Here is an 18,263-nt window from a genome sequence, read left to right on the forward strand (position 1 = left end):
TTTTGCGTCTGCTCGGCCAACTAAGCTAGCGCCGTGCTGGATTTGCGCGGGGACCCGATCGAATTGACCGCGGCGCTGATTGACATCCCCAGCGAGTCGAGGAAGGAGGCACGCATCGCCGACGAGGTGGAAGCGGCGTTGCGCGCTCAGGCATCGGGGTTCGAGATCATCCGCAACGGCAACGCGGTGCTGGCGCGTACAAAGCTGAACCGGTCCTCGCGGGTGCTGTTGGCCGGACACCTGGACACCGTGCCAGTGGCCGGCAACCTGCCTAGCCGCCGCGAGAACGACCAGCTGCACGGCTGCGGCGCAGCCGACATGAAATCCGGCGACGCGGTCTTCCTTCATCTGGCCGCTACACTGGCCGAACCGACGCACGATCTAACACTGGTGTTCTACGACTGCGAGGAAATCGATTCGGCGGCAAACGGTTTAGGCCGCATCCAGCGCGAGCTGCCGGACTGGCTATCCGCGGATGTAGCCATCTTGGGTGAGCCCACCGCCGGCTGCATCGAGGCTGGTTGCCAGGGCACGTTGCGTGTCGTCCTCAGCGTGACCGGAACTCGCGCGCATTCAGCGCGTTCGTGGTTGGGTGACAACGCAATCCACAAGTTGGGTGCTGTGCTGGACCGGTTGGCCGTCTACCGGGCACGCAGCGTCGACATCGACGGTTGCACCTATCGGGAGGGCCTCTCGGCGGTGCGCGTAGCAGGCGGCGTCGCCGGCAACGTGATCCCTGACGCGGCCTCGGTCACGATCAACTACCGCTTTGCCCCCGACCGGTCGGTGGCCGCGGCATTGCAACATGTCCATGACGTGTTCGACGGGCTCGACGTGCAGATCGAGCAGACGGACGCCGCGGCCGGTGCGCTGCCTGGCCTGTCCGAGCCCGCGGCCAAGGCGCTGGTCGAGGCCGCCGGCGGGCAGGTCCGGGCCAAGTATGGCTGGACTGATGTGTCGCGCTTTGCCGCTTTGGGCATACCGGCGGTCAATTACGGCCCGGGTGATCCCAACCTGGCGCACTGCCGCGACGAACGGGTGCCCGTCGGCAACATCACCGCGGCCGTGGACTTGCTGCGCCGATACCTGGGTGGCTAGCGCTGCTGTGGCCCCAAGCGTGCTGCCGCCTTGGTCGCGTCGGCTGCCGCGGCTGCCATCCCGATCCCGGCCAGCTCCTCAGCCACCGCGGTCAGCTCGGCAGCATCTCCGTCGGCCAGGCCACGGGCGTGCTTGACGAGGATATTTCCTACGGTGCAGTCGATTTCGGCGGCGAGGCGAGTCACCGGGTCCACCGCACGGATGTCGCCCAACCGAACCGCGTTATGCCAGGCGCATAGGGCCACCGCCGCCTGCCCGGCCCGCTCAGCCGTCCGGGCGGCCTCCCGGGCCGCCGCGATGGCCCCTGTCATGTCCTGGGCCGCCGCCCTGGTCCAGGCCCTGGCCAGCCCGAGCTCGGGTGCGAACAACGCGGACTTCGTTCCGTGCCGAGCTTCAGCGCGCTGCAGTGTTTTTGCAGACTCGGCGATATGGCCTTGCTGCGCGATGGCCGTTGCCAACAACATCAGCGACAGCGGACCCCACGAGTAGCCGGTTCGTTCCAGTGTGGCGGCGGCCGGCTCCAGCATCGATGCCGCGGCGCCGAATTCGCCTTTGGTGATCAGTACGTACGCCAACAACACTTCACCGATGGACCGGCCAGGTTGCTGCAGCTAGGCGAAGTCGGTGAACCGCTTGGCCAGCTCCTGAGCCGGCGCGACGTCGCCTGCCAGCAGCAGCGACGTGATCTGAGCCAGGCCCACGGTGAACCGCAGCAGCCCCGGATGTTCGGCGGCCGACGCCCGTTCGGCCAGCCGGTCAACGTCGCCGAACCGGCCCATTCGTGCCGATGATAACGCGGCAGCGCTGGCGGCCCAGGCCACGGCCATGTCGTCGGCAGCCGGTCCGGACAGCACCTCGGTGGCCAGCGTGATGGCCCGCGGCAAGTTTCCGGAGTTCATCGCAAACGTGGCCGCCAGCGCATCCAGGGTGCTGCGGGCCGTGGGCTCGGTCACTCGGCTGCGGGTCGTCTGCAGAAACGCCGTGGCGCGCTCGGGCTCGTTGAGCATCCAGAACCGATTCGCCGCCCGGGGTATCGCCCAGGCCATCAGCTCGGTCTCGGTCAATTCGGCGGGATTCACCGCCGCCAGCACCGCGTCAGCTTCGCGACCGCGACCCTGCCAACCGAGTGCGTAAGCCAAGGGCAGGCGTGCCGCCAGGGCGTCCGACCTATCCAGCGCTGCCCGCGCCAACCGTTCGGCAAGCCGGACGTCGCCGAGCCGCAGGGCCTGCCCGGCTGCGGTCGCCGCATCCGTGACCGCGGCCGGGGTAGCACTGGCGGGGACGTCGATGGCCAGTGAGGACAGCCGTAACTGATCGCTGACATGGTCGGATGGGTGCTTGGCCAGCTGCGCGACCAGCGACACGCGCAATGCATGCGCGTGCTCGGCCGTCAATACGGCGCGTGCGCGGTCGGCGTACAGCGGATGGCCGACAAAAATCTCGCTGGTATCGCTGTCGGGACCCACCCGCACCGCGCCGGCGGCTTCGGCTTGGCCGAGCGTGTCCAACTGCTCGCCACCGACCAGGGCCACCAGGTCGGTGCGCGCCAACGGTTCGGCGATGGCGAGGTAGTCGACAACGGCGCGGGCCGGTTCCGGCAGGGCGCACAGGTACTCGTCGATCACGCCGGACAGCGGCCGACGATCCTCGTCTCGACAGCGCCACCGGCCGTCCACGTGTTCGAGACCACCGCCGTCGATGAGGTGGCGCAGATACAACGGGTTGCCAAGGCTGCGCCGAAAGAGCTCGTCGGCGTCGGCGACGTCCAGTGTCGCGTCCAGCGCCGACTCCACGAACGCCGCGGTTTGGGCCCTGTCGAGCGGCTCGATGGCGACCCGGGTGAGCAGGTCATCGGACCAGAGCGCAGCTATAGCGTCCGGTGGCTCGGCCTCCGAGGCGACGGTGACCACCAGCCGCGCCGCCCCGGCCCGCGCCAGCTGGTACACCAAGGTGGCCGACAGCGGATCCAGGTTGTGCGCGTCGTCGACCACCAGCAGCAGATCGCCAGCATCACCGGTCAGGGAACTACGCGCCGCCCGCAGCAGCGCCGCGGGCCGCCCAATGTCGGCTCCGGAGGCGGGCAGGCTGATCAAATGGCGGAAAGCGCCGAACGGGATGGCCCGCCCTGGAGCGGTTCCCACCACCCAGCGAGCCCGGCCGCTCCTGCCGTCCTCGGACATGACCTGCTCGGCAGGTTGCGCCAGCAGCGTCTTGCCGACGCCGTGTGGCCCGACCAGCACCACCCCGCACCGATCCGGACTGTCGACGGCCGCCTCCACGTGTTTCCAGACGCGCATCGCCGGATTTTATGGCGGTTGCGCCCAACGACATTCGAGCGGGGGATAGGCCAAAAATGTACGCGGTTCACATCGGTGGTCTACGTTCTGGTGTATGTCGGCGAAAATCGACATTACCGGTGATTGGACTGTGGCCGTGTATTGCGCGGCCTCGCCAACGCACGCGGAGTTGCTAGAGCTGGCCGCCGAAGTCGGCGCGGCAATCGCCGGACGTGGCTGGACGCTGGTGTGGGGAGGTGGCCATGTTTCGGCGATGGGGGCTGTCGCCTCGGCGGCGCGAGCCTGCGGCGGCTGGACCGTCGGCGTGATTCCCAAGATGCTGGTGTACCGCGAACTGGCTGATCACGACGCCGACGAGCTAATCGTCACCGACACCATGTGGGAGCGCAAGCAGATTATGGAAGATCGCTCAGATGCGTTCATCGTGTTGCCGGGCGGTGTCGGCACCCTAGACGAGCTGTTTGACGCATGGACCGACGGGTATCTCGGTACCCATGACAAACCCATTGTGATGGTAGATCCCTGGGGGCATTTCGATGGACTGCGGGCATGGCTGAACGGATTGCTCGACACCGGTTACGTCTCACCCACGGCGATGGAACGGCTGGTGGTAGTCGATAACGTCAAGGACGCTCTGCGGGCCTGCGCACCTTCCTGAGGTTGGTCGACAACCAATTCGACATTTCGCAAACGAATCGAGGGCTTACGTGTCCGATTACTACGGCGGCGCACACACAACGGTCAGGCTGATCGACCTGGCAACTCGGATGCCGCGAGTGTTGGCGGACACGCCGGTGATTGTGCGTGGGGCAATGACCGGGCTGCTGGCCCGGCCGAATTCCAAGGCGTCGATCGGCACGGTGTTCCAGGACCGGGCCGCTCGCTACGGTGACCGAGTCTTCCTGAAATTCGGCGATCAGCAGCTGACCTACCGCGACGCTAACGCCACCGCCAACCGGTACGCCGCGGTGTTGGCCGCCCGCGGCGTCGGCCCCGGCGACGTCGTTGGCATCATGTTGCGTAACTCACCCAGCACAGTCTTGGCGATGCTGGCCACGGTCAAGTGCGGCGCTATCGCCGGCATGCTCAACTACCACCAGCGCGGCGAGGTGTTGGCGCACAGCCTGGGTCTGCTGGACGCGAAGGTACTGATCGCAGAGTCCGACTTGGTCAGCGCCGTCGCCGAATGCGGCGCCTCGCGCGGCCGGGTAGCGGGCGACGTGCTGACCGTCGAGGACGTGGAGCGATTCGCCACAACGGCGCCCGCCACCAACCCGGCGTCGGCGTCGGCGGTGCAAGCCAAAGACACCGCGTTCTACATCTTCACCTCGGGCACCACCGGATTTCCCAAGGCCAGTGTCATGACGCATCATCGGTGGCTGCGGGCGCTGGCCGTCTTCGGAGGGATGGGGCTGCGGCTGAAGGGTTCCGACACGCTCTACAGCTGCCTGCCGCTGTACCACAACAACGCGTTAACGGTCGCGGTGTCGTCGGTGATCAATTCTGGGGCGACCCTGGCGCTGGGTAAGTCGTTTTCGGCGTCGCGGTTCTGGGATGAGGTGATTGCCAACCGGGCGACGGCGTTCGTCTACATCGGCGAAATCTGCCGTTATCTGCTCAACCAGCCGGCCAAGCCGACCGACCGTGCCCACCAGGTGCGGGTGATCTGCGGTAACGGGCTGCGGCCGGAGATCTGGGATGAGTTCACCACCCGCTTCGGGGTCGCGCGGGTGTGCGAGTTCTACGCCGCCAGCGAAGGCAACTCGGCCTTTATCAACATCTTCAACGTGCCCAGGACCGCCGGGGTATCGCCGATGCCGCTTGCCTTTGTGGAATACGACCTGGACACCGGCGATCCGCTGCGGGATGCGAGCGGGCGAGTGCGTCGGGTACCCGACGGTGAACCCGGCCTGTTGCTTAGCCGGGTCAACCGGCTGCAGCCGTTCGACGGCTACACCGACCCGGTTGCCAGCGAAAAGAAGTTGGTGCGCAACGCTTTTCGAGATGGCGACTGTTGGTTCAACACCGGTGACGTGATGAGCCCGCAGGGCATGGGCCATGCCGCCTTCGTCGATCGGCTGGGCGACACCTTCCGCTGGAAGGGCGAGAATGTCGCCACCACTCAGGTCGAAGCGGCACTGGCCTCCGACCAGACCGTCGAGGAGTGCACGGTCTACGGCGTCCAGATTCCGCGCACCGGCGGGCGCGCCGGAATGGCCGCGATCACACTGCGCGCTGGCGCCGAATTCGACGGCCAGGCGCTGGCCCGAACGGTTTACGGTCACTTGCCCGGCTATGCACTTCCGCTCTTTGTTCGGGTAGTGGGGTCGCTGGCGCACACCACGACGTTCAAGAGTCGCAAGGTGGAGTTGCGCAACCAGGCCTATGGCGCCGACATCGAGGATCCGCTGTACGTACTGGCCGGCCCGGACGAAGGATATGTGCCGTACTACGCCGAATACCCTGAGGAGGTTTCGCTCGGAAGGCGACCGCAGGGCTAGCGGATTCCGGGCGCAGTCTCGATACCCGCACTGGACGCTCGACGGTGACCAGGCACTATGGATGCGTGCGTTCAACACCGCCGGCCTCAGCCGGTCGTTCAACACCGCCGGCGTTAGCCGGCCATTCAACACCGCCGGCGTTAGCCGGCCATTCAACGCTGTGCGGCCGTCCAGTCGCAGGTGATCGTGCGCTGATCATGGCGATCGTCAACCGCACCCCGGATTCGTTTTACGACAAGGGTGCGACTTTCAGCGACGCGGCTGCCAGAGACGCGGTCCACCGGGCCGTCGCCGACGGTGCCGACGTCATCGACGTCGGCGGTGTCAAAGCCGGCCCGGGTGAACGCGTCGACGTCGACACCGAGATCACGCGGCTGGTGCCGTTCATCGAATGGCTCCGCGGTGCTTACCCGGACCAGCTGATCAGTGTCGACACCTGGCGCGCGCAGGTGGCGAAGGCGGCCTGCGCGGCGGGGGCGGACCTGATCAACGACACCTGGGGTGGCGTCGACCCGGCCATGCCCGAGGTGGCCGCCGAGTTCGGCGCGGGCCTGGTGTGTGCGCACACCGGCGGCGCGCTGCCACGCACGCGACCCTTCCGGGTGAGCTACGGTACGACTACCCGCGGTGTGGTGGATGCTGTGATTAGCCAGGTCACAGCCGCCGCCGAGCGGGCCGTCGCGGCCGGGGTGGCCCGCGAGAAGGTGTTGATCGACCCGGCACACGACTTCGGCAAGAACACCTTCCATGGGCTGCTGCTATTGCGACACGTGGCCGATCTTGTTATGACCGGGTGGCCCGTGCTGATGGCTTTGAGCAACAAGGACGTTGTCGGGGAGACTCTGGGCGTGGATTTGACCGAACGGCTTGAGGGAACGCTGGCAGCCACCGCGTTGGCTGCGGCCGCCGGGGCGCGCATGTTTCGGGTGCATGAGGTCGCCGCCACCCGGCGGGTGCTGGAAATGGTGGCATCGATTCAGGGGGTCCGGCCGCCGACGCGCACGGTGAGAGGACTCGCATGACAGCATCGGAGCTGGTCGCCGGCGATCTCGCCGGTGGCAGGGCCCCTGGCGCGCTGCCCTTGGACACTACTTGGCACCGTCCCGGCTGGACGATCGGGGAGTTGGAAGCGGCAAAGGCCGGACGGACGATTTCGGTGGTGCTGCCGGCCCTCAACGAGGAAGCGACCATCGAATCGGTGATCGACAGCATCTCTCCGCTGGTCGATGGCCTGGTCGATGAATTGATCGTGCTGGACTCCGGTTCCACCGACGACACCGAGATCCGGGCCATCGCCTCCGGCGCCCGGGTTGTCAGCCGTGAACAGGCGTTGCCCGAGGTGCCGGTACGGCCCGGCAAAGGTGAGGCATTGTGGCGTTCACTGGCGGCCACCAGCGGCGACATCGTGGTGTTCATCGACTCAGACCTGATCAACCCGCACCCCTTGTTTGTGCCATGGCTGGTCGGTCCGCTGCTCACCGGCGAAGGCATTCAGCTGGTCAAGAGCTTTTACCGACGGCCGCTGCAGGTCAGCGACGTGACGAGTGGGGTGTGCGCCACCGGCGGCGGGAGGGTCACCGAGCTGGTGGCGCGGCCACTGTTAGCCGCGCTGCGGCCCGAGCTGGGTTGTGTACTGCAGCCGCTGAGCGGTGAGTATGCGGCCAGCCGGGAGCTGCTGACATCGCTGCCATTTGCCCCCGGCTACGGCGTGGAGATCGGCCTCTTGATAGACACGTTCGACCGGTTGGGCCTGGACGCAATCGCCCAGGTCAACTTGGGCGTTCGGGCGCACCGTAACCGGCCCCTAGACGAGCTCGGCGCGATGAGCCGCCAGGTCATCGCGACCCTGCTGTCGCGCTGTGGAATTCCCGATTCCGGTGTCGGGCTGACCCAGTTCTTGCCCGGCGGCCCGGACGATAGTGACTACACGCGGCACACCTGGCCGGTATCACTAGTCGACCGGCCGCCGATGAAGGTGATGCGGCCGCGCTGACCGACACCGCGTCGGCGCCTTAGGGCAAGATCGATGACGTGGCGTTGGTGTTGGTGTACCTGGTGGTGCTGGTCCTGGTGGCGATCGTGCTGTTCGCTGCGGCGAGCTTGCTATTCGGCCGTGGCGAGCAGTTGCCGCCCCTGCCGCGGGCGACGACGGCGACGACGCTGCCGGCGTTCGGGGTCACCCGCGCCGACGTCGACGCGGTCAAGTTCACGCAGGTGCTGCGCGGGTACAAGACCAGCGAGGTGGACTGGGTGCTGGAACGGCTCGGCCGTGAGCTCGAGGCGCTACGCTCTCAGCTCGGGGCGATCCACGCCTCGTCGGAAGACGCCGAGGCCGAGTCTGACGCGTCAAACCCTTCGCGCGGCGAGACCGTCGTGCACTACCGTTCTGACCCCGCGTGAGCGGCGACGGGCTGGTTCGCTGCCCCTGGGCGGAGGTTCGTCCAGGGCCCGATGCCCAGCTGTACCGCGACTATCACGACAACGAATGGGGGCGTCCGCTGTACGGCCGGGTGGCTTTGTTCGAGCGAATGAGCCTGGAGGCCTTCCAGAGTGGCCTGTCATGGTTGATAATCCTGCGCAAGCGGGAGAATTTCCGGCGCGCATTCTCTGGGTTCGACATCGACAAGATCGCTCGCTACACCGATACCGATGTGCGACGGCTACTCGCCGATGACGGAATCGTGCGCAACCGCGCCAAGATTGAGGCGACGATCGCCAACGCGCGCGCAGCTGCCGATCTGGGGTCGTCCGAAGACCTATCCGAGCTGCTGTGGTCGTTCGCGCCACCGCCTCGGCCCCGGCCCGTCGACGGTTCCGAAATTCCCTCGGTCAGCACGGAATCGAAGGCTATGTCGCGTGAGTTGAAGCGGCGCGGGTTCCGTTTCGTCGGGCCCACCACCGCCTATGCGTTGATGCAGGCGACCGGGATGGTCGACGACCATATCCAAGCATGCTGGGTGCCCACTGAGCGACCTTTTGACCAGCCGGGCTGCCCGATGGCGGCCCGGTGAAGTCATTGCGCCGGGGCTTGTGCACCTGATGAACCCGAATAGGGAACAATAGGGGGGTGATTTGGCAGTTCAATGTCGGGTATGGCTGGAAATCCAATGGCGGGGCATGCTCGGCGCCGACCAGGCTCGCGCAGGCGGGCCAGCCCGAATCTGGAGGGAGCACTCAATGGCGGCGATGAAGCCCCGGACCGGCGACGGTCCTTTGGAAGCAACTAAGGAGGGGCGCGGCATTGTGATGCGAGTACCACTTGAGGGTGGCGGTCGCCTGGTCGTCGAGCTGACACCCGACGAAGCCGCCGCACTGGGTGACGAACTCAAAGGCGTTACTAGCTAAGACCAGCCCAACGGCGAATGGTCGGCGTTACGCGCACACCTTCCGGTAGATGTCCAGTGTCTGCTCGGCGATGTATGCCCAGGAGAACTCTTGGATACAGCGCTGGCGTCCGGCATGCCCGTAGCGCTCCGCCGTTGCCGGGTCGGCGACCAAGGCATTGACCGCCTCAGCCAATCTGGCCTGGTAACCGGTCGCGTCGTCGGCGTCGTAATGCACCAGTGAGCCGGTGATCCCGTCGGCGACCACCTCGGGGATCCCGCCGACGTCGGAGGCCACCACGGCGGTTGCGCACGCCATCGCTTCCAGGTTTACGATACCCAGCGGCTCGTACACCGACGGGCACACGAAAACTGTTGCTGCCGAAAGTATTTCTCGTAGTTGTCCGATGGTAAGCCGGTCTTGGATCCAAAACACGCCAGTGCGATTGCGGGCCAGTTCGGCCACCGCGACGCGCACTTCGTCGGCTACTTCCGGCGTGTCCGCAGCACCCGCGCAGAGCACTAGCTGTACGTCCGATCTGAATCGGTGCGCGGCTGTTACCAGGTGGACGACTCCCTTTTGCCGGGTGATTCGCCCGACGAACACCGCCATGGGCCGGTTCGGATCGACCCCGAGCTCGGCCAGCACCGACCCGGTACGCGCGGGCCCGGCCGGATACCACGTCTCGGTGTCGATCCCGTTCCGGATGACGTGCACCAGGTTCGGATCCAGGCTGGGATAGACCCGCAACATGTCGTTGCGCATTGCAGAACTGACCGCAATGACCGCGTTGGCGGCCAGCACCGCGGTCTGCTCGACCCATGTCGATACCTGGTAGCCGCCGCCGAGTTGCTCCTTCTTCCATGGCCGCAACGGTTCGAGCGAATGTGCGGTCAAAACATGCGGGATGTCGTAGAGTATCGCGGCCAGATGCCCCGCCAGAGCGGTGTACCAGGTGTGTGAATGCACGACGGTGGCCGCGCTGGCGGCATTGGCCATCACCAGGTCCGCGGACAAGGTGGACAGCGCCGCGTTGGCGCTGCCTAGCCTCGGGTCGGGCCGATAGGCAAATGCGCCCGGGCGGGGTGCGCCCATGCAGTGCACGTCGACCGCGCACAGCCGGCGTAGGTAGGCAACCAGTTCGGTGACATGTACCCCGGCTCCACCGTAAACCTCCGGTGGGTATTCCCGAGTCAACATCGCCACCCGCATACCCCGCACCGTAGTGCGGTGACGGGGCGGCCCGCGTGGCGGGCCGAGGAGGAGGCGGAGGCGGCACAGCACCCGTCGAACGGGGCCAAACACCTTGACGGACAGCCCGTCAGAGCAGTAGCCAGGGGCGGATTCCCCTTGGCAGTGGTTTGCGGGGGCCGATAGGTTTGAGCCATGAGAGAAGTGCCGCACGTGCTGGGCATAGTCTTAGCCGGCGGTGAGGGCAAGCGGCTTTATCCGCTGACCGCGGACCGGGCCAAGCCCGCGGTTCCTTTCGGCGGCGCCTATCGATTGATCGATTTCGTACTCTCAAACCTCGTCAACGCCCGGTATCTGAGGATCTGTGTTCTCACCCAATACAAGTCGCATTCACTGGACCGCCATATCTCGCAGAACTGGCGGTTGTCTGGTCTGGCGGGTGAGTACATCACCCCGGTGCCGGCACAGCAGCGCCTCGGCCCGCGCTGGTATACCGGCTCCGCCGATGCGATCTATCAATCGCTGAACTTGATCTACGACGAAGATCCAGACTACATAGTGGTTTTCGGCGCCGACCACGTCTACCGTATGGATCCCGAACAGATGGTCCGGTTCCACATCGACAGCGGTGCCGGCGCGACGGTGGCCGGCATACGGGTTCCACGTGAAAATGCGACCGCGTTCGGTTGTATCGACGCCGATGACTCCGGCCGTATTCGCAGCTTCGTTGAGAAGCCGCTGGAGCCGCCCGGAACCCCCGACGACCCCGACACCACGTTCGTCTCAATGGGCAACTACATTTTCACGACCAAGGTGCTTATCGACGCGATTCGCGCCGACGCCGACGACGACCACTCGGACCACGACATGGGTGGTGACATCGTTCCGCGGTTGGTGGCCGACGGTATGGCGGCGGTCTATGACTTCTCCGATAACGAAGTGCCTGGTGCCACCGATCGCGACCGAGCATATTGGCGCGACGTCGGGACGCTTGACGCGTTTTACGATGCACATATGGACCTGGTGTCGGTGCACCCGGTGTTCAACCTGTACAACAAGCGGTGGCCGATCCGCGGGGAGTCGGAGAACCTGGCGCCGGCGAAGTTCGTCAATGGCGGCTCCGCACAGGAGTCGGTGGTTGGTGCCGGCAGCATCATCTCGGCGGCCTCGGTGCGTAATTCGGTGCTGTCGTCGAACGTCGTGGTCGACGACGGCGCGATCGTTGAGGGCAGTGTGATCATGCCCGGCACCCGCGTTGGGCGCGGGGCGGTGGTGCGCCACGCGATCCTGGACAAGAACGTCGTCGTCGGGCCCGGTGAGATGGTCGGCGTGGATCTGGAGAAGGACCGGGAACGCTTCGCGATCAGCGCCGGCGGCGTGGTCGCCGTGGGCAAGGGTGTTTGGATCTAGGTCCGGTTAGCGGCGCGAGCAGACACAGAATCGCCCATTTCGGCACGAAATTGGGCGATTCTGCGTCTGCTCGGCGCGGTGGGGCGCGCCGGCTAGGGCCCTGGCGGCCCGGGTTGGCCGAACAGCTGCCCGCCAGCGCCGCCGCGAGCGCCGGCCGCGGCGGCCCCGCGCCACCTCCCACGCCGCCGTTGCCGATCAACCCCCCGGGCCCGCCGTCTTGGCCCGGTCCGCCATTGGCGCCGTCACCGATCGAACAGTGCCTGGGTGGGAGCGTTGATCACATTCAGCACGTCTTGCTGCACGCTCTGCGCCACAGCAGCGTTGACGGCTTCGGCAGCCGCATAGGCCCCGCCAGCGCCGGTCAGGGCTTGTACGAACTGCTGATGAAACGCCGTCGCCTGCAAGCTAAGCGCCTGATAGGCCTGAGCGTGTCTGGCGAACAGTGACGCCACGACCGCCGATACTTCATCGGCACAGGCGGCCAGCATCGCGGTGGTTGGGGCTGCCGCGGCGGCATTGGCCGCGCTCAATGCCGAGCCGATGCCCGCCAAATCCGTTGCCGCCGATGCCAGCACGTCCGGGGCGCCACCAGATACGACATGGCCACACCTTATCGTGGGCTCGTTACGGCATGCGGTGTTTTCGACGGACTCGTCACCGACGCCGCGCGTGTGACGCGCGCCGTCAGCCAGCGCTCGGCAACCCGGGCTACCCAGGGACCTCCGGTATCAGCAGGTGCGCGTCGTAGCGTGGGCCCCAGTGCAGCGTGACACGACCACGCGGCGGGCGTGGGTAGGCGGCCGGGAATTGGCCGGTGAGCGGGTTGCGGGGGGACAACCAGCGTCCGCCAACCACCAGTCGTAACTGTTCGCCGGCGCGGAACAATGTCGCCGACGGGCCAAGCGCGACATCGACGGCGACGACCTCGCCGGCGGTGACCGGCCGGGGCCGAGCACACGCCGGGACCGGCTCCCATGGCTGCGAGAGCTCGGGGTCGAGCTCGCGCAGCGAGACCCGCTGCCAGCCGGTGGTCACCCGGTCACGGCCCCAGCCGTAGGACCCCTCAAACGCAACGAACTGGCCATCGCGCCACTTCTCCACTCCGACGAACAGGTTCGCGTCGTCGCAGCCATCCAATTGAACCCACAGGCGGGCGGCCATCGGGCCGGTCAACTCGATGTCTTCGGGGATCGTCCAATTGAATGCTGCTGCCCGAGAGCGAGTTTGGAACCTGATGCTGCCCGCCGTCGGCGGCGGCTCGGTTGCCAGCAGCCCCGGCCCGGCGAGATACATTGGCCGCCAACGCGTGCCGGCAAGCGGCCACTGGGTCTCTTCACGCACCGCGGTGATGGTGTCGCGATCCTCACGCACCTCGAGGCGAACGCTGCGCGAACCGGAGGAGCCGGCCAGCGCGTCTCGCAAGAACTTCAGCTGCTCGGACAGCGCGGTCGCTGAGTAGAAGGTCTCCCATTTGCCCCCGCGATGGGTATACAGCCGGGCGTGACCGCAGCCGCTGCGGGTAAAAGCGCGGATCGACCCGCGGCTGTGCAAGTTGTTGTCCGAGAAGCTACCGCAGACCAGCATCGGAACCTTGATCGCCGACAGGTCGGGTACTCGCGAGCGCCAGAAATCGTCGCGCAGCGGGTGAGCCTCTTGCATCTGCTCCATGTCGTAGGTCTGACGTGTGCGACGTCGCACCCCGCGCGACCACAGCCGGGTGAACCCTGACTCCCGGATGCCGCCGGGAAAGGCCAAGTCGCGGTAGGCGTCGGTGAAACCCTCCCACGGGCAGATCGCCCGCAGCGCCGGCGGTTGCAGCGCGGCCACGGCGTACTGGCTAATGGCCAGATAAGACACCCCCAGCATGACGACGCGCCCATCACTCCATGACTGGTCGGCGAGCCATCCCACCAGGTCGTAGGTGTCCTCGGCTTCCTGGTGTGACAGCAGGTCTCCGGTACCGTCGGAGCGGCCGCAGCCGCGCGAATCCGCATTGACCACGACGAAGCCCTGCGCGGTCCACCACGCCGGGTCCGGCGCCTCCCAGCCGGTCAGCGCCGAGAAGGTCAGCGGCTTCGGCTGGCGCAGCATCCGGTATTGTGGTGAGAACGTCCACCGGTTGCCCCGCCGCCGCGGCAGGGCGTCCTTGCCGTAGGGATGGATGCTCGCGATCACCGGCCTAGCCCCACCTTCGGCGCTACGAAAGACGTTGATCCGCAGCAGCGTTCCGTCGCGGGTAGGCACCTCGACGTCGCGTTCTATGACGACGTCGGCCGGCGGATCGGTGACGGTGATCGGCGGCTTGGCGACGCCGCGAACCCGCTCCAGCGCATACCGGAGAGCACCGGGACGTCGCCACGGCCGGTCCAAGGCAGGTGACGGGTTTCTGGCCACGCCCGTTACCCTAAAGCTATTCGACCGCTACCACACGTAGGGCACCAACCGGTAGCGCACCAGTTGCCGGTATTCGCGGTACCCGCTGAGTTCTTGCGTCAGTAGTTTTTCCTCGTCGAGGATGCGGAACACCAACACCAGTGTGCCGGGGACGAGGATGAACATCGCCCAGTAAGAGCCCAGTGCCAGCGGTATGCCTGTCATCATGACCACGTTCCCGGCGTACATCGGGTGTCGGACAATTTTGTAGAGACCGTCGGAGGCCAATATCTGGCCCGCCTCCACCCTGACCGTCGAGGCGGCATACCTGTTCTGGATGACCACCAGCATGGCGATGCCAAGGCCCGTCATCACTAGGACGTCGCCGATCACGCACACCGCGGCTGGCACTGACGACCAACCATAACGATGGTCGCACGCGCTCAGCACCATCATCGCGAAGAACCCCAGAAAAGCGCCGATGACGATGAACTTCTGAATCGTTCGGCCCTCCGCGAGCGGACCGCTGCGCATGCGACGTTGAAGGGCCGCGGGATCGTTGCGAGCCAGATAGATTGTGGGGCCAATCGTGGTGCTCACAAATGCGGCGAGGAACACCCACGCCTGCCAATAGTCGAACGTGCCGGCTGGCCCGAATAGGAGCGCGCCGAAAACGACGAGTCCTAACACGCCCCATATGAATATCTTCAGCCCAATGTGCATGGCTCCTCCTAGCAGCGAACGTCACGCCGTCGGAAGGCCATGGCGCCCAGGGTGATCAGGGCCGCATCTATGGCCAGCAGCCACAGCAACGGCACCGCGGTGAAATCGCCGCCGCCGACCCGCGGGATGTGGGCGAACGGCTCCAGGTTGAGCAGCATCTGCGGGAACCCCGCCAACGAGCCGAGCAGGTACAGCGCGATGAACCCGACCAGCACGCCCCACGCCACCGGCGTGAACCGCGGCGCCAACCCGAACAATCCCACGGTCACCGCCGATAACAACCACACGGCCGGCAGTTGCACGGCCGCGGTGCCGACCACGGTGGGCAGCTTGCCGCCGACGTCACCGACGGTCATGCCGTAGGCGAGTCCGGCCGCCACGCCGGAGATCAGGGTCGCCACCGCCGATCCGGCCAGCGCCATCGCCAGATGGCTTGCCAGCCAATGGGTCCGGGAAACCGCCCCGGCGAGCAGGGTCTCGGCCCGCAGCCCGGTTTCCTCTTGGTGCAGTCGTAGGGTCAGCGAGACGGCGAATGCGGCGGCGACCATGCCGATCATGGTGAAGGCCAGCGCAAGGAAGGCCTGTTCCAGTGCGCCGGTGCCGCCCATCCGGGTGACGATGTCACGCACCGCGGTGTTATCGCCCAGCTGATCCCCGATGCCGTGCACCACACTGCCCATCACCAGCCCGTACAGGCACAGGCCGACGGTCCACAACAGCAGGGAGCCGCGATTGAGCCGCCATGCCAGCCCGAAGGGCTCGCTCAGCATGGGCCCGGCGGTGCCGGCGCCGGGGCGTTCGGCGATCAGTCCGGCACCGACATCACGGCCGGCGCGTAATCGATAGGCCAGCACGGTAAGCACGGCCGCGGTCGCCAGCGACAGCAGCAGCACCCACCAACGCTCTCCCGCGTAGGGTCTGACCTGCAGCGACCACCCCAGCGGCGAGCACCAGGACAGCGTGCCCGAGCCGGCATCACCGATGGCACGCAGCGCGAACGCGGTGCCCAGGACGGCGAACGCGACCGCGCGGGTGAATCGGGCGCTCGGCGACAGCTGCGCGGCCACCGCGGCCACCGCCGTGAAGACCATCCCGGAGGCCGCCAGCGCCACGCCAAACGCTACCGACCCGGCCGGAGCCACATCGGTGGCAAGCAGACCCAATGCACCGATCGCGCCGGTCGCGATCGACGCACCGAACGACCGCAGCAGCGCGCCGGTGAGGTTGGCGTAGCGCCCGACCACGGTCGAATCGATCAATTCGGCACGGCCGCTTTCCTCGTCCGCGCGGGTGTGCCGAATCACCGTGAGGATGACCGCCACCGCGATGAGGGTGTGAAACATCCCGGCTTTCCAGATTCCGACCGCACCCAGGCTGTCGTTGTAGACCGGCCCGTAGAGCGCGCGCTGTGCCGGGCTGGCCATAATGGCGGCCGCCGCGGCGGCGCGGGCGGACCGGTCGGGGTAAACCGTTTCGACGCTGGCGATGTACACGGTGGCCAGCGGCACCGACAGCAGCAGCACCCACAGCGGCAACGACACCCGGTCGCGGCGCAGGTACAGGCGCAGCAACCCCAGTGTGCCGGTGAAGCCCGAACCGCGGTGTGGTGCACGGTGTCCTGCGGGTCTCGCGCGATCGATGACCGTACTGCTCACGGCGTTGCCACCTGTTGCTCGGCTGCGACCTCGGGGCCCAGGCTGTAGTGGCGCAGGAACAGCTCCTCCAGGGTGGGCGGCTGACTGACCAGGCTGCGCACACCGGCGTGGCCGAGCACTTGGATGAGTTCTCTCAGGCTTTCGCTGTCGACCTGGGCGCGCACTGTGGTGCCCTCGATGCTGATGTCCTCGACTCCCTTGATTCGGCTGAGGTCTCCTGGATCACCGATCATTTCGGCCTTGATCGAGGTGCGGCTGAGGTGCCGCAAGGCGTCTAGTGAACCGCTTTCGACGGTCTTGCCGGCTCGGATGATGGTCACCTTTTCGCACAGCGCTTCGGTCTCGGCCAGAATATGGCTGGACAACAGCACCGTCACACCGCGTTGGCGTGCTTCGCCGATGCACTGCTGAAACACGTTTTCCATCAACGGGTCCAGGCCGCTGCTCGGCTCATCCAAGAGCAGCAGAGTGGCGTGCGACGACAATGCCGAGATCAGGGAGACCTTTTGGCGGTTGCCCTTGGAGTAGGTGCGCGCCTTCTTGGTTGGGTCCAGGCCGAAGCGCTCGATCAGTTCCGCGCGACGAGCGTTGTCGATGCCGCCTCGCATGCGGGCCAGCAGGTCGATGGTCTCACCACCGGTCAGCGACGGCCACAATGTGACATCGCCTGGAACATAGGCGATGTGGCGGTGCAGGTCGACGGCGTCGGTCCAGGGGTCACCGCCCAGCAACCGCACGCTTCCGCCGTCGGCCTTCACCAGGCCTAGCAGGATGCGCAGGGTCGTGGACTTGCCCGCGCCGTTGGGGCCGAGGAAGCCGTGCACTTCGCCCTCGCGCACCGTGAGGTCGAGCCCGTCGAGCGCCCGCACCGACCCGAAGTGCTTGGTCAGTCCGCGAATCTCGATGGGCACCTGGTGGTTGTCAGCCGACATGTGCTTCTCCTTGTTGAGCTTCGGCCAGGAAGGCCTCGTACATGGCGCGGTCGGCCAGCAGGCCTTCGGTGTAGACCTCCAGGGAAGGCAGCACCATGTCGTGCGCGTAGTCGCGTAACGCTGCACGGAGATCGGTTGGGTTTTCGTGCATTTGCAGATAAAGCAGGAAGCCTCCGCCTCCGGTGATCGCCAGAAACCGAGCACGGGCGCGCGGGTCGCGGCTGGGCTTGACCGTACCGGCGCGTACTCCTTCGTCCAGGTACTCCTCGGCGTTGTCGATCATCTTCTGCCACAGCATCTTCGCCAGCTCGCCGCCGGATTGCATGCTGCGCACCAGGTATGCCATCAGCGGTGCGTAGGATTCGATCTCGGCCATCTGCGCGAGCCAGGTGGTCGGGTCGTTGGACTTCAGTGCCGCAGCCTTGCTGCTGCGGATCTCTTCGGCGACGAAGTCGTCGCAGGCCTTGCGCAGACCTTCCTTGGAACCGAAATGGTGGATGACCAATGCCGCGCTCACCCCCGCCGCTTCGGCGATGGCTCGCAGCCCGACACCGAATCCGTGCCGACCGAACTGTTCGATGGCCGCCTCTCTGATCCTGGCGTGCGCGGTCAGATCGGCTGAACGCATGTTCAGGATATTAAACGTACGTTCATCCCCGGTCAAGGGAGGGCGCCGTTGGGAATCCGTGAAGGCCGCGAACTTTGCCGAGCAGACGCAAAATCGCCCTGGAACGCACGGTTCAGGGCGATTTTGCGTCT

General features: G+C 66.4%; 15 protein-coding genes and 2 pseudogenes. 9 read left to right on the forward strand and 8 right to left on the reverse strand.

From position 1 onward, the window contains the following. The first annotated feature begins 33 nt into the window (after positions 1-33). The gene (gene dapE, locus FF952_RS06410; RefSeq protein WP_003406235.1) at positions 34-1,098 is read left to right on the forward strand and encodes a succinyl-diaminopimelate desuccinylase; all 1,065 of its coding nucleotides are present in this window, start codon (positions 34-36) and stop codon (positions 1,096-1,098) included. Here the strand turns inward: dapE and FF952_RS06420 are convergent. Beyond that, a pseudogene (locus tag FF952_RS06420) lies at positions 1,095-3,395 on the reverse strand (AAA family ATPase). The gene dapE and the pseudogene FF952_RS06420 overlap by 4 nt on opposite strands. A 94-nt stretch (positions 3,396-3,489) precedes the next feature. On the opposite strand from FF952_RS06420, the gene log reads away from it, so the two are divergent. The 7 genes from log (at position 3,490) to FF952_RS06455 (ending at position 9,241) form a co-directional block, all read left to right on the forward strand. Continuing rightward, entirely contained in the window at positions 3,490-4,053 is a 564-nt protein-coding gene (log, locus tag FF952_RS06425) for a cytokinin riboside 5'-monophosphate phosphoribohydrolase (RefSeq protein WP_003898770.1), read from the forward strand. Positions 4,054-4,102: 49 nt separating this feature from the next. Next, a complete protein-coding gene (gene fadD6, locus FF952_RS06430) occupies positions 4,103-5,896 on the forward strand; it encodes a long-chain-acyl-CoA synthetase FadD6 (protein ID WP_003406240.1) in 1,794 nt (597 codons plus the stop codon). A gap of 65 nt (positions 5,897-5,961) precedes the next feature. Next, positions 5,962-6,918 (forward strand): dihydropteroate synthase, encoded by a 957-nt coding sequence (gene folP, locus FF952_RS06435; RefSeq protein WP_003406241.1) that lies wholly within the window; start codon positions 5,962-5,964, stop codon positions 6,916-6,918. Beyond that, positions 6,915-7,889, forward strand: coding sequence for a glucosyl-3-phosphoglycerate synthase (locus tag FF952_RS06440; protein WP_003406242.1), 975 nt, complete (start codon positions 6,915-6,917; stop codon positions 7,887-7,889). Before folP ends, FF952_RS06440 begins: the two co-directional genes overlap by 4 nt. Before the next feature lie 38 nt (positions 7,890-7,927). Further along, a complete protein-coding gene (locus tag FF952_RS06445; RefSeq protein WP_003406243.1) occupies positions 7,928-8,296 on the forward strand; it encodes a DivIVA domain-containing protein in 369 nt (122 codons plus the stop codon). After that, positions 8,293-8,907 carry a DNA-3-methyladenine glycosylase I gene (locus tag FF952_RS06450; protein WP_003406244.1) on the forward strand — a complete coding sequence of 205 codons (615 nt, stop codon included), beginning with the start codon at positions 8,293-8,295 and terminating at the stop codon, positions 8,905-8,907. The genes FF952_RS06445 and FF952_RS06450 overlap by 4 nt, the downstream gene beginning before the upstream one ends. 166 nt (positions 8,908-9,073) lie before the next feature. Next, positions 9,074-9,241 carry a DUF3117 domain-containing protein gene (locus FF952_RS06455; protein ID WP_003406247.1) on the forward strand — a complete coding sequence of 56 codons (168 nt, stop codon included), beginning with the start codon at positions 9,074-9,076 and terminating at the stop codon, positions 9,239-9,241. A 27-nt stretch (positions 9,242-9,268) separates the two neighbouring features. On the opposite strand, the gene glgA is transcribed toward FF952_RS06455, so the two are convergent. Continuing rightward, a complete protein-coding gene (glgA, locus tag FF952_RS06460) occupies positions 9,269-10,432 on the reverse strand; it encodes a glycogen synthase (RefSeq protein ID WP_003898773.1) in 1,164 nt (387 codons plus the stop codon). A gap of 174 nt (positions 10,433-10,606) precedes the next feature. Here glgA and glgC point away from each other — a divergent pair, with 174 nt between their 5' ends. Continuing rightward, positions 10,607-11,821 carry a glucose-1-phosphate adenylyltransferase gene (gene glgC, locus FF952_RS06465; RefSeq protein ID WP_003406249.1) on the forward strand — a complete coding sequence of 405 codons (1,215 nt, stop codon included), beginning with the start codon at positions 10,607-10,609 and terminating at the stop codon, positions 11,819-11,821. Between the two features lie 98 nt (positions 11,822-11,919). Here the strand turns inward: glgC and FF952_RS06470 are convergent. The 6 genes and pseudogenes from FF952_RS06470 to raaS all read right to left on the reverse strand — a co-directional run. Beyond that, positions 11,920-12,435, reverse strand: a pseudogene (locus FF952_RS06470) (PE family protein); the annotation flags it as partial. 94 nt (positions 12,436-12,529) lie between these two features. Beyond that, positions 12,530-14,215 carry a CocE/NonD family hydrolase gene (locus FF952_RS06475; RefSeq protein ID WP_003904576.1) on the reverse strand — a complete coding sequence of 562 codons (1,686 nt, stop codon included), beginning with the start codon at positions 14,213-14,215 and terminating at the stop codon, positions 12,530-12,532. Between the two features lie 27 nt (positions 14,216-14,242). Continuing rightward, the gene (locus FF952_RS06480; RefSeq protein WP_003406252.1) at positions 14,243-14,917 is read right to left on the reverse strand and encodes a methyltransferase family protein; all 675 of its coding nucleotides are present in this window, start codon (positions 14,915-14,917) and stop codon (positions 14,243-14,245) included. A gap of 8 nt (positions 14,918-14,925) precedes the next feature. Then, on the reverse strand, positions 14,926-16,572 hold the full coding sequence (locus FF952_RS06485) for a multidrug efflux ABC transporter permease (protein WP_003904577.1): 1,647 nt from the start codon (positions 16,570-16,572) through the stop codon (positions 14,926-14,928). Further along, on the reverse strand, positions 16,569-17,504 hold the full coding sequence (locus FF952_RS06490) for a multidrug efflux ABC transporter ATP-binding protein (RefSeq protein ID WP_003900295.1): 936 nt from the start codon (positions 17,502-17,504) through the stop codon (positions 16,569-16,571). The genes FF952_RS06485 and FF952_RS06490 overlap by 4 nt, the downstream gene beginning before the upstream one ends. Then, the gene (gene raaS, locus FF952_RS06495) at positions 17,494-18,132 is read right to left on the reverse strand and encodes a transcriptional regulator RaaS (protein WP_003406254.1); all 639 of its coding nucleotides are present in this window, start codon (positions 18,130-18,132) and stop codon (positions 17,494-17,496) included. Before raaS ends, FF952_RS06490 begins: the two co-directional genes overlap by 11 nt. Between the last annotated feature and the right edge of the window lie 131 nt (positions 18,133-18,263).

The organism is Mycobacterium tuberculosis complex sp. N0072, from assembly GCF_030323725.1.
Taxonomy (GTDB): Bacteria; Actinomycetota; Actinomycetes; order Mycobacteriales; family Mycobacteriaceae; genus Mycobacterium; species Mycobacterium tuberculosis.